The organism is Curtobacterium sp. MCBA15_001 (genome assembly GCF_001864835.1).
Taxonomy (GTDB): domain Bacteria; phylum Actinomycetota; class Actinomycetes; order Actinomycetales; family Microbacteriaceae; genus Curtobacterium.
In genome coordinates this window covers 344,412-356,052 of the sequence record NZ_MJGI01000025.1, presented here as the reverse complement: position 1 = coordinate 356,052, position 11,641 = coordinate 344,412, and the positions used below count along the sequence as shown (strand labels likewise).

Below are 11,641 nucleotides of genomic sequence, written 5' to 3'. Positions count from 1 at the left end.
CTCCCGTCCGTCTGGTGGCGGCATCACGGGCCGCGTGTGGCTGGCCTCAGGGCGCCACCGCCGGCTCCCGCGACACAACCGATGTCGTACGACGTCGGTCATGTCGCACGACGGGCAGTCGAACGGCGCTGGACGTGCGGAACGACATGGTCGCTGTCGTACGACAACGACCATGTCGTTCCGCGTCGGCAGCGCGAACGCACGCCCGACCGACCGCCGCCGCGCTAGAAGGTGAAGACCTGCGGCAGCAGCGGGTCGATGCCCACCGCGATGAACAGCAGCGTCAGGTACGTGATCGAGCTGTGGAAGACCCGCATCGGCTGGACGTGCTCGACGTGTTGGATCGCCCGCGTGTACAGGCGGTGCGACTCGACGACGAACCAGATGCCGCCGGCCAGGGCGACCACCGTGTAGAGCGGGCCCATGTGCGCGACGGGGATCAGCAGCAGCGAGCAGACCAGCGTGGCCCAGGCGTACAGGACGACCTGCAGCCCCACGACCGTGCGACCACGGACGACCGCGAGCATCGGGACGGCGGCGGCGTCGTAGTCATCGCGGTACTTCATCGACAGCGGCCAGTAGTGCGGCGGCGTCCACAGGAAGATCACCATGAACAGGATGACCGGCGCCCAGGTCAGCGACCCGGTGACCGCTGCCCAGCCGATGAGCACGGGCATGCAGCCGGCCGACCCGCCCCAGACGATGTTCTGCGGGGTGCGGCGCTTGAGCCAGAGCGTGTAGACGAAGACGTAGATCAGGATCGCGGCGACGCTGAGCGCGGCGGCGAGCCAGTTCACCAGCAGACCGAGGACCGCGGTCGACCCGACGGCCAGGATCCACGAGAACACCAGCGCCTGGCGGTCCGTGAGCTCTCCGGTGACGAGCGGGCGGTTGCTCGTGCGCTTCATCAGCCGGTCGATGTCGCGGTCGATGTAGCAGTTGAACGCCGAGGCCGAACCGGCGGACATCGCGCCGCCGAGCAGGGTCCAGAAGACGAGCCACAGGTCCGGGACGCCGCGCTGGGCGAGGAACATCGTCGGAGCGGTGGTCACGAGCAGCAGCTCCATGACCCGCGGCTTCGTCAGCGAGACGTACGCTCGGACCTTGCGGGACAGGGTCGACGGACGACCGGTGTCGGGCCTGGTCACGGTGGCAGTCGGCAAGGGGACCTCAGTCTGTTCGCTTCAGCTCGCACACTCGGTGGACGTCGCCGTCGGCGTCCGGGCATGCGCTGACCCGGAATGCTCACGGGTCCTGGACAGTTTACGTGATCGAAGCGCCGCGATGCTGCCCCGCTCCGCCCGACACGCCCGGACCGAGACGGTCTGAGGCCGGATCACGTGAACATCCGGCGTCACCTGGGGACCTTCTGTGTGCCGGTTCACTATGCTGGTGGGGCCTCCCGCTGTGTGCCCCGAAGACGCCGGCCGCGACATGAGCCGGTCGGCCGCCGTTGCACGGCGACTCGATCAGGGCCCCGGGCGGCAACCATGTCCGTGCGATGGCACGAGCCCTCGCACATGTCGCATCAAGAAGGGTCAACATCCAAGTGGCTGAATTCACCTGGGACGCCATCGACAAGAAGGCCGTCGACACGGCCCGCGTGCTCGCCGCCGATTCGGTCGAGGCCGCCGGCAACGGTCACCCCGGCACCGCGATGAGCCTCGCCCCGCTCGCACACCTGCTCTTCCAGAAGGTGATGCACCGCGACCCGAGCGACTCCACGTGGATCGGCCGTGACCGCTTCATCCTGTCGGCGGGCCACGCCTCGATCCTGCAGTACGTGCAGTTCTACCTCGGCGGCTACGGCCTCGAGATCGACGACCTCAAGCACCTGCGCAAGTGGGGCTCCAAGACGCCGGGTCACCCCGAGTACGGCCACACCGACGGTGTGGAGATCACGACCGGCCCGCTCGGCCAGGGCCTCGCGTCCTCGGTCGGCTTCGCCTACGCCCAGCGCTTCGAGCGCGGCCTGTTCGACCCGGAGACCCCCGCGGGTCAGTCGGCGTTCGACCACCACACCTACGTGATCGCCGGCGACGGTGACATGCAGGAGGGCATCACGAACGAGGCGGGTTCGCTCGCCGGTCGCCAGCAGCTCGGCAACCTCATCGCGTTCTACGACTCGAACCAGATCTCGATCGAGGACAACACCGACATCGCGTTCTCGGAGAGCGTCCCCGAGCGCTACGAGGCCCTCGGCTGGCACGTCCAGATCGTCGACTGGAAGAAGACCGGCGAGTACCACGAGGACGTCGAGGAGCTCTACGCAGCGATCGAGACGGCCAAGCAGGTCCACGACAAGCCGTCGCTCATCGTCCTCAAGACGATCATCGGATGGCCGTCGCCGACCAAGCAGAACTCCGGCAAGATCCACGGCTCCGCCCTGGGCGAGGCCGAGGTCAAGGGCCTCAAGGAGGTCCTCGGCTTCGACGCCGACAAGACCTTCGAGGTCGCCCCCGAGGTGCTCGAGTACACCCGCGGCGCCGTCGCCAAGGGCCAGGCGCAGCACGCCGAGTGGCAGAAGACCTTCGACGCGTGGGCCGCGGCCAACGCCGACAAGAAGGCGCTGTTCGACCGCATGCAGGCCAAGGAGCTCCCCGAGGGCCTCGAGGCAGCACTCCCGGTGTTCTCCACCGAGAAGGACGTCTCGACCCGCGCCGCGTCGGGCAAGGTCATCAACGCCATCGCGCCGCACATGCCCGAGTTCTGGGGCGGTTCGGCCGACCTCGCCGAGTCGAACCTCACCACGATCGAGGGTGCCAAGTCCTTCGGTCCCGCCGAGGCATCGACGTCGACCTGGAGCACCGACCCGTTCGGCCGCGTGCTGCACTTCGGCATCCGCGAGCACGCCATGGGCGCGATCCTCAACGGCATCGTCCTGCACGGGAACACCCGCCCCTTCGGCGGCACCTTCCTGATCTTCAGCGACTACATGCGTCCGGCAGTCCGTCTCGCCGCGCTCATGAAGGCGCCGGCGGTCTACGTCTGGACGCACGACTCCGTCGCCCTGGGCGAGGACGGCCCGACGCACCAGCCGATCGAGCAGCTCACCGCCCTCCGCGCGATCCCGGGTCTCGACGTCGTCCGACCGGCCGACGCCAACGAGGTCGCGTACGCGTGGCTGACGGTCCTGTCGCACACCGACCGCCCGGCCGGTCTGGCGCTCAGCCGTCAGAACCTCCCGGTGTTCGAGCGTGCCGAGGGCGACGCCTCCGGCGAGACCTTCGCGTCCGCCAAGAACGTCGCGAAGGGCGCGTACGTGCTCGCCGAGGCGCCGAACGGCACCCCGGACGTCATCCTCATCGGCTCCGGCTCCGAGGTCCAGATCGCGGTCGACGCGCGTGAGCAGCTCAAGAGCGAGGGCATCAACGCCCGCGTCGTCTCGGCGCCGTCGCTCGAGTGGTTCTTCGAGCAGGACGAGGCCTACCGCGAGTCGGTCCTGCCGTCCGCGCTCAAGGCCCGAGTCTCGGTCGAGGCCGGCATCGGCATGAGCTGGCGCGACATCGTCGGCGACGCCGGTCGCAGCGTCTCGATCGAGCACTTCGGTGCCTCGGCCGACTACCAGACGCTGTACAAGGAGTTCGGCATGACGACCGAGCACGTCGTCGCAGCCGCCAAGGAAACCATCGCAGCAGCATCCTGAGTCGTGAGGGCCGGGTCCGTCACACGGACCCGGCCCTCCGCACGGGAGGCCCCACCCGGCTCCGCCGTCGGCCTCCCGTCCTCAGGTGCTCGCCCCACGACCCCGACTCACCGAGTCGAAGAAAGAAGAGAACCACATGGCTGACACCACCCCCACCGCCGAGCTCTCCGCCGTCGGCGTGAGCATCTGGCTCGACGACCTCTCGCGCGAGCTGCTCGAGACCGGTCGTCTCGAGGACCTCATCAAGAACCGCAACGTGGTCGGCGTGACCACGAACCCGACGATCTTCGCGTCGGCACTGGCCAAGGGCGAGCGCTACGACGCCCAGGTCAAGGAGCTCGCCGCAGCGGACACCGACGTGACCGACGCGATCTTCGAGATCACGACCCAGGACGTCGCCAACGCGTCCGACGTCTTCAAGACGATCTACGACGACACCAAGGGCTTCGACGGCCGCGTGTCGATCGAGGTCGAGCCGGGTCTGGCGCACGAGACCGCGAAGACGATCGAGCAGGCCAAGTTCCTGTTCGAGAAGGTCGGCCGCGAGAACGTCCTCATCAAGATCCCCGCGACGCTCGAGGGCCTCGAGGCGATCACCGAGGTCATCGGTGCCGGCATCTCCGTCAACGTCACCCTGATCTTCTCGCTCGAGCGCTACCGCGCCGTCATCGACGCCTACCTCGGTGGGCTCGAGAAGGCCAAGGCCGCCGGCCACGACCTGTCGAAGATCCACTCCGTCGCGTCGTTCTTCGTGTCGCGCGTCGACTCCGAGATCGACAAGCGTCTCGACGCCGTCGGCACGGACGAGGCCAAGGCCCTCAAGTCGAAGGCCGGCATCGCCAACGCGCAGCTCGCCTACCAGGTCTGGACCCAGGCCTTCGCCTCCGAGCGTGCCCTGGGCCTGCTCGAGGCCGGTGCGAACACGCAGCGTCCGCTCTGGGCGTCGACCGGTGTCAAGGACCCGTCGCTCTCCGACACGCTCTACGTGACCGAGCTCGCCGCGCCGAACACCGTCAACACCATGCCGGGCAAGACCCTCGAGGCCACGTTCGACCACGGCGAGATCCACGGTGACGCGATCGCCGGGCAGTACGACGCCGCGAACCAGGTCATGGACCAGCTGGCCGCCGTCGGCATCGACTACGACGACGTCGTTGCCCTCCTCGAGAAGGAAGGCGTCGACAAGTTCAACGTCTCCTGGGGTGAGCTCGTCGACACCGTCAAGACGGCGCTCGAGAACGCCAAGAAGTAGTGACCGTCTCCATCGCCGCCAGCGGTGACGCGGCGCGGGCCATCGAACAGGTGGTCCCGCGCCTCGTCACCGACCTGGTGGCGTCGGGCATCACCGCCCAGGACCCCGACCTCTGGGGTCCGTCGGCGGAGACCGAAGCGGCGAACCGCCTCGGATGGGTCGAGGCGGTCGCGGTCTCGCGGCCCCTCGTCCCCCGCATCGTCGAACTGCGCGAGCAGCTGCGTGCGGAGGGGATCGACCACGTCGTCCTCGCCGGCATGGGCGGCTCGTCGTTGGCTCCGGAGGTCATCGCCCGCACCGCGGGGGTCCCCCTGACGGTGCTCGACTCGACCGACCCGGCCCAGGTCACCGCCGCGCTGACCGACCGCCTCGAGCGCACCGTGCTCGTGGTGTCGTCGAAGTCCGGCTCGACGCTCGAGACCGACTCGCAGCGACGGGTCTACGAGCAGGCGTTCACGGACGCCGGCATCGACCCCGCTCGGCGCATCGTCGTCGTGACCGACCCGGGCTCCACGCTCGAGACCATCGCGACCGAGGCCGGCTACCGGGTCTTCACCGCCGACCCCACCGTGGGCGGGCGGTACTCCGCACTGACGGCGTTCGGGCTCGTCCCCGCCGGGCTCGCCGGGGCCGACATCGAGGAACTCCTCGACGAGGCCGACGCGATCTCGATGCCGCTGGCCGTCGACCTCGACGAGAACCCCGGGCTCGTGCTCGGCGCGGTCCTCGCCGGCACCGACCCGCTGCGGGACAAGATCGGCATCGTCCCGGACGGCACCCACATCATCGGGTTCGCCGACTGGGCCGAGCAGCTCATCGCGGAGTCGACGGGCAAGTCCGGCAAGGGCCTGCTCCCCGTCGTCCTCGACGTCGACGCACCCGAGCTCTCGACCCGGCCGCACGACCTGCAGGTCATCCGACTGGTCGGATCGCGCGACGAGGAACGCCACGTCGCCGAGGGCGAGGTCGAGATCACCGGCACGCTCGGCGGGCAGTTCCTCGTGTGGGAGTACGCCGTGGCCGTTGCCGGGCGACTGCTCGGCATCGACCCGTTCGACCAGCCCGACGTCGAGGCCGCCAAGGTCGCCGCACGGGCCCTGCTCGACGGTGACCACGCGCAGCGCGCGGCGGCCGAGCCGGCGTTCCGCGAGTCCGGCATCGCGGTCACAGCGACCGGTCTCCAGGCCGGCAGCAGCATCGCCCAGGCCGTGTCGGGCCTCCTGTCCGGCGTCGGCCCCGACGGCTACGTCGCGATCCAGGCCTACGTCGACCGCGGTGTCAACCGCGAACTCGAGGTGCTCCGCGACGTCCTCGCCGAGCGCACCGGCCGGCCCGTCACCTTCGGGTACGGACCGCGCTTCATGCACTCGACCGGCCAGTACCACAAGGGCGGACCCGCGACGGGGGTGTTCCTGCAGATCCTCGCCGACGACGCGGGTGACCTGCCGATCCCCGGCCGGCCCTTCACGTTCGGCCAGCTCATCCGGGCCCAGGCAGCCGGGGACGCCAGCGTCCTCGCGCAGCACGGCCGCCCGGTGCTGACGTTGTCGTCCGGGGACCTCCCCGCTCTGGCAGACGTCGTCACCGCCGCGGTCGAGGGCCCCACCCCCACTTCCTGACACCAGAAGGAGTTCACCGACACATGTCACCGGTGGCGATCACCCCGGAGCACAACCCGCTCCGGTTGCCCACGGACCGTCGACTGAACCGGATCGCGGGTCCCAGCACCCTCATCATCTTCGGCGTGACTGGCGACCTGTCCCGCAAGAAGCTGATGCCCGCGGTCTACGACCTGGCGAACCGGGGGCTCCTGCCTCCCGGGTTCGCACTGGTCGGGTTCGCTCGACGTGACTGGGAGGACCAAGACTTCTCCCAGCTCGTCCACGACGCGGTCAAGGAGCACTCGCGGACCCCGTTCGACGAGGACGTCTGGCGCCAGCTCGAACAGGGCATCCGCTTCGTGCAGGGCTCGTTCGACGACCCTGCCGCGTTCCGCCAGCTCAAGGAGACCGTCGACGCGCTCGACGCCGAACGGGGCACTCTCGGCAACCACGCGTTCTACCTCTCCATCCCGCCGAAGATGTTCCCCGTCGTCACCGAGCAGCTCAAGCTGTCCGGCCTGACCGAGAAGGCCGAGGGCTCGTGGAGCCGCGTCGTCGTGGAGAAGCCGTTCGGGTCCGACCTCCGCACCGCGCGCGAGCTGAACGCGATCGTCGAGAGCGTCTTCGCGCCCGACGACGTGTTCCGCATCGACCACTACCTCGGCAAGGAGACCGTCCAGAACCTCCTGACGCTGCGGTTCGCGAACCAGATGTACGAACCCATCTGGAACTCGAACTACGTCGACCACGTGCAGATCACGATGGCCGAGGACATCGGCGTCGCCGGACGTGCCGCGTACTACGACGGCATCGGTGCGGCGCGCGACGTCATCCAGAACCACCTGCTGCAGCTGCTGGCGCTCACCGCGATGGAGGAGCCCGTCTCGTTCAAGGCCGGACACCTCCGCGCCGAGAAGGAGAAGGTGCTCTCCGCCGTCGAGCTGCCGGACGACCTGTCGACGGCCACCGCCCGCGGGCAGTACGCCGGCGGGTGGCAGGGCGGCGAGAAGGTGCTCGGCTTCCTCGAGGAAGCCGGGATGAACCCGGAGTCCGGCACCGAGACGTTCGCGGCGATCAAGCTCAACATCGCGACCCGTCGCTGGCAGGGCGTCCCGTTCTACCTGCGCGCCGGCAAGCGCCTGGGCCGCCGTGTGACCGAGATCGCGATCGTGTTCAAGCGCGTCCCCGAGGACGTCTTCGGCATCCCGCAGTCCCCCCTCGGCCAGAACGCGCTCGTCATCCGCGTGCAGCCCGACGAGGGCGTCACGCTCCGCTTCGGCTCGAAGGTCCCCGGCGTCGGCACCCAGGTGCGCGACGTGACGATGGACTTCGGCTACGGACACGCCTTCACCGAGGCGTCCCCCGAGGCCTACGAGCGACTCATCCTCGACGTGCTCCTCGGTGACCCGCCGCTCTTCCCGCGGCACCAGGAGGTCGAGCTGTCGTGGAAGATCCTCGACCCGATCGAGGAGTTCTGGGCCACACAGGGCCAACCCGAGCAGTACCGTCCCGGCACGTGGGGTCCGGCCTCGGCCGACGACCTGCTGGCCCGCGACGGCCGGACCTGGAGGCGTCCATGAAGATCGACCTGCCCAACACCACGGTCTCGAAGATCCAGAAGACCCTCGTCCACATCCGCGAGGAAGGGGGCGCGGTCGCACTCGGCCGTGTCCTCACGCTGATCATCTCGACGGCTCTCGGCCACGAGGAAGAGGCGATCGCGGCGGCGAACGAGGCATCCCGCGAGCACCCGATGCGCGTCATCATCGTGTCGAAGAACGACGGCGACATCCACTCGCCCGGTCGCCTCGACGCGCAGATCCGTGTCGGGAGCGACGCCGGCGCGAGCGAGGTCATCGTGCTCCGTGCCTACGGCGAGACGGCCACCGACGAGGAGAGCCTGGTCACGGGCCTGCTGCTGCCGGACGCGCCCGTCGTCGCCTGGTGGCCCGGCATCGCGCCGTCCAAGCCCGCGGAGTCCGCCCTCGGGCGCATCGCCCAGCGCCGGATCACCGACGCCGCCGCACAGAAGGACGTCAACGCGGCGATCACCGCCCTCGGTGCGTCCTACGTGCCCGGCGACACCGACTTCGCGTGGACCCGACTGACGCTGTGGCGCAACCAGCTCGCCGCCGCGCTCGACCAGCCGCCGTACGAGCCGGTCACCAGCGTCGAGGTCTCCGGCGCGAGCGACAGCCCGTCGACGATCCTGCTCGCCGCGTGGCTCCAGCTGCGGCTCCAGGTCCCGGTCTCCGTGGTCACCTCGCCGCGCGCGACGGGGTCGAGCGGCATCCACGGGGTCTCGCTCGTCCGCGAGTCCGGCACGATCGAACTCGAGCGCTCACTCGTCGACGTGGCGACCCTGTCGATGCCCGGGCAGCCGGTGCACGACCTGTCGCTGCCACGCCGGAACCTTCGCGACTGTCTCGCTGAGGAACTCCGTAGACTCGACCCGGACGTCCTCTTCGGGGACGTCGTCGAGCACGGGGTGGCGCAGCTCCGCGACAGCGTCGCGAACTGACCGGCACCACACGCTGCACCGCACCACGCGCGGCACGGCATCACGAACACGGGAGTCACGTGACCAACGAACGGCGGGTGCTGGTGCACCCGGACAAGCAGGCCCTCGGCGCGTCCGTCGCCGCACGCTTCATCACGAAGATCATCGACGTGCTGGACGAGCAGGAGCGCGCGGACATCGCCATCAGCGGCGGATCCGTGTCGACGCTCGTGCTCGCGGCGATCGGCCAGTCCCAGGCTCGTGAGAGCGTCGACTGGTCGAAGGTGCACGTGTGGTGGGTCGACGAGCGCTGGGCGCCCGAGGGCGATGCGGACCGCAACGTCACCGGCACGCAGGCCGACTTCTTCGACCACGTGGGCATCCCGGCGGAGAACATCCACCCGATGGCAGCGTCCGACTCGGGCGTGGACATCGACGAGGCAGCCACGCAGTACGAGCGCGAACTGCAGGCCGCGGCGCCGGACTCGGCCGTCGCGCCGAAGTTCGACATCACGCTGCTCGGCGTCGGTCCGGACGGGCACACCGCGTCGCTCTTCCCGGAGTTCCCGCAGCTGGCGATCACCGACCGCACGGTGGTGCGGGTGGACGACTCCCCCAAGCCGCCGCCGCAGCGCCTGACCCTCACCTACCCGGCGATCAACGCGTCGCAGCGGGTGTGGGTCATCCTGTCCGGTGCCGAGAAGGCGTCGGTCCTCGGGCTGGCGCTGGCAGGGGCCTCGGTCGACGAGGTCCCCGTCGGTGGCGTGCAGGGCCGGAAGCGCACGGTGTTCTTCGTCGACCAGGACGCTGCCCGTGACGTGCCGGAGAACCTCATCGCGTCGACGTACTGACGCGTTCTGCTCCCGAAAGGAGGCGCGGTGCCAGCTGGCACCGCGCCTCCCGTCGTTCCGGCGGTCGCGTCGGGTCGACCGTCGCCCTCTTCCAGGTTCCAGAATTCCGGCATCTCGCGGTCCCGCAGCGACTCGATGTGGAACCTCGACGCTCGACGCGCGGCGAGTCGTGGAACCTGGCGAGGGACGCGCCGACGAGCCAGCACGTGGGCATGCGCGATCCGCGGGACACGCCGGCGCGCCCTGGAATGACGAAGGCCCCCGCACCGGAGTGCGGGGGCCTTCGTCGTGTGCGGAACTACTTCGAGGTACCGCGGCGCTGCCGGAGCTGCTGCAGGGCGTCCTCGAGGAGCTGTGCTGCTTCTTCCTCGGTGCGGCGTTCCTTCACGTACGCGAGGTGGGTCTTGTACGGCTCGGTCTTCGTGACGACGGGAGGGTTCTCCTTGTCACGGCCGGCCGGGAGTCCGGTGGACGGCGAGTCGACCGTCTCCGGGATCTCGTCGTCGGGGAGGTTGGCGGCGAAGTACCGGACCACCTCGTTGCCGAGGGCGTCCCAGTACGAGATCGCCACGCGCTCTGCCTGGACCCCGCGGTCCTGCTCCCCCATCGGGCCTGCGCCGACGCGCGACCCCCGGATTGCACTGCCTCCTGATGCCATGGCTCAGCTCCCCGCTGTGAACTTGTTGATGAGACCGAGCACGATGATGCTGATGATCCACAGCAGACCCAGGATCACCGTGATGCGGTTCAGGTTGCGCTCGGCGACGCCGGATGCTCCGAGGTTGCTCGTCACACCACCCCCGAACATGTCGGAGAGACCGCCACCGCGGCCCTTGTGCAGGAGGATGAGGAGCGTGAGCAGGAGACTCGTGATGGCGAGGAGGACCTGCAGCACGACGGAGAGTATCGCCACGACGTACCTTTCGTGTCAGTCAGCCGTACCAGTGTACCGGCCGAGCGGGGCTCGGCCGGTACACGGACGGGGTGGTGCGTCGGTCAGAGTCCGACGTGCTGGCGGAAGCGCGCGATCGCCGCGAACTCCTGGACGTCGAGCGACGCCCCACCGACCAGTGCGCCGTCGACGTCGGGCTCGCGGAGGAAGCCCGCGATGTTGCCCGACTTGACCGAACCGCCGTACAGCACGCGGGTGGCCGCGGCGAGGTCCTCGCCCCAGGCAGCAGCGATGCCACGACGGATCGCGGCACACTCGTCCTGGGCCTGCTCGGCCGAGGCAGCCTGACCGGACCCGATGGCCCAGACGGGCTCGTACGCGACGACGATCTCGGACGGCTGCACGGCGTCGAGGACGACCTGCAACTGCTCGACCGCCACGACGCCGGCGCCGCGCTCTTCGCGCTGTTCACCGGTCTCGCCGACGCAGACGACCGGGATGACACCGTGCTTGACGGCGGCAGCGGTCTTCGCGGCGACGACCTCGTCGGTCTCCCCGTGCATCGTGCGACGCTCGGAGTGCCCGACGATGACGTACGTGGCGTCGAGCGCGGCCAGGAAGGCGCCGGACACGTCCCCGGTGTAGGCACCGGAGTCGTGCTGCGACAGGTCCTGCGCGCCGAAGCGGATCGGCAGCTTGTCCGCCGAGATGAGCGTCTGCACGCTGCGCAGGTCGGTGAAGGGCGGGAACACCGCGACCTCGACGTCGTCGAAGTCGTGGCGCGCGTCCTTCAGCGTCCACGCGAGCTTCTGGACCGTGGCGATGGCCTGCAGATGATCGAGATTCATCTTCCAGTTGCCAGCGATGAGCGGTGTGCGATTCATGCTGCGTCCTTCGCA

At 69.4% G+C, this 11,641-nt stretch carries 10 protein-coding genes; 6 read left to right on the top strand and 4 right to left on the bottom strand.

Going from position 1 to position 11,641, the window contains the following annotated elements; translation table 11 throughout:
* Positions 1-224: 224 nt before the first annotated feature.
* Positions 225-1,148 carry a heme o synthase gene (locus BIU90_RS13565; RefSeq protein ID WP_071300722.1) on the bottom strand — a complete coding sequence of 308 codons (924 nt, stop codon included), beginning with the start codon at positions 1,146-1,148 and terminating at the stop codon, positions 225-227.
* Positions 1,149-1,549: 401 nt separating this feature from the next.
* Between BIU90_RS13565 and tkt the strand changes: the two genes are divergently transcribed.
* From tkt to pgl, 6 genes are all read left to right on the top strand, one after another.
* Positions 1,550-3,646 carry a transketolase gene (tkt, locus tag BIU90_RS13560; RefSeq protein ID WP_071300721.1) on the top strand — a complete coding sequence of 699 codons (2,097 nt, stop codon included), beginning with the start codon at positions 1,550-1,552 and terminating at the stop codon, positions 3,644-3,646.
* Positions 3,647-3,782: 136 nt separating this feature from the next.
* Positions 3,783-4,898: a transaldolase gene (gene tal / locus BIU90_RS13555; protein ID WP_071300720.1), complete on the top strand. Its 1,116-nt coding sequence runs from the start codon at positions 3,783-3,785 to the stop codon at positions 4,896-4,898.
* Positions 4,898-6,517: a glucose-6-phosphate isomerase gene (locus tag BIU90_RS13550; protein WP_071300719.1), complete on the top strand. Its 1,620-nt coding sequence runs from the start codon at positions 4,898-4,900 to the stop codon at positions 6,515-6,517. Before tal ends, BIU90_RS13550 begins: the two co-directional genes overlap by 1 nt.
* Before the next feature lie 23 nt (positions 6,518-6,540).
* On the top strand, positions 6,541-8,079 hold the full coding sequence (gene zwf / locus BIU90_RS13545) for a glucose-6-phosphate dehydrogenase (RefSeq protein ID WP_071300718.1): 1,539 nt from the start codon (positions 6,541-6,543) through the stop codon (positions 8,077-8,079).
* On the top strand, positions 8,076-9,020 hold the full coding sequence (locus tag BIU90_RS13540; protein ID WP_071300717.1) for a glucose-6-phosphate dehydrogenase assembly protein OpcA: 945 nt from the start codon (positions 8,076-8,078) through the stop codon (positions 9,018-9,020). Before zwf ends, BIU90_RS13540 begins: the two co-directional genes overlap by 4 nt.
* A 59-nt stretch (positions 9,021-9,079) precedes the next feature.
* Positions 9,080-9,850 carry a 6-phosphogluconolactonase gene (pgl, locus tag BIU90_RS13535; protein ID WP_071300716.1) on the top strand — a complete coding sequence of 257 codons (771 nt, stop codon included), beginning with the start codon at positions 9,080-9,082 and terminating at the stop codon, positions 9,848-9,850.
* 298 nt (positions 9,851-10,148) lie between these two features.
* Here pgl and BIU90_RS13530 read toward each other — a convergent pair whose 3' ends face one another.
* The 3 genes from BIU90_RS13530 to tpiA all read right to left on the bottom strand — a co-directional run bounded on the left by BIU90_RS13530 (position 10,149) and on the right by tpiA (position 11,626).
* Complete coding sequence (locus BIU90_RS13530; RefSeq protein WP_071300715.1) at positions 10,149-10,508, bottom strand: RNA polymerase-binding protein RbpA; 360 nt, start codon at positions 10,506-10,508, stop codon at positions 10,149-10,151.
* Between the two features lie 3 nt (positions 10,509-10,511).
* Positions 10,512-10,763 (bottom strand): preprotein translocase subunit SecG, encoded by a 252-nt coding sequence (gene secG / locus BIU90_RS13525; RefSeq protein ID WP_071300714.1) that lies wholly within the window; start codon positions 10,761-10,763, stop codon positions 10,512-10,514.
* A gap of 83 nt (positions 10,764-10,846) precedes the next feature.
* Positions 10,847-11,626, bottom strand: coding sequence for a triose-phosphate isomerase (tpiA, locus tag BIU90_RS13520; protein ID WP_071300713.1), 780 nt, complete (start codon positions 11,624-11,626; stop codon positions 10,847-10,849).
* Positions 11,627-11,641: the final 15 nt, after the last annotated feature.

Coding starts and splice junctions, on each gene's coding strand:
- tal (WP_071300720.1), top strand. CDS start 3,783: ATGGCTGACACCACCCCCACCGCCGAGCTCTCCGCCGTCGGCGTGAGC.
- zwf (WP_071300718.1), top strand. CDS start 6,541: ATGTCACCGGTGGCGATCACCCCGGAGCACAACCCGCTCCGGTTGCCC.
- BIU90_RS13540 (WP_071300717.1), top strand. CDS start 8,076: ATGAAGATCGACCTGCCCAACACCACGGTCTCGAAGATCCAGAAGACC.
- BIU90_RS13530 (WP_071300715.1), bottom strand. CDS start 10,508: ATGGCATCAGGAGGCAGTGCAATCCGGGGGTCGCGCGTCGGCGCAGGC.
- tpiA (WP_071300713.1), bottom strand. CDS start 11,626: ATGAATCGCACACCGCTCATCGCTGGCAACTGGAAGATGAATCTCGAT.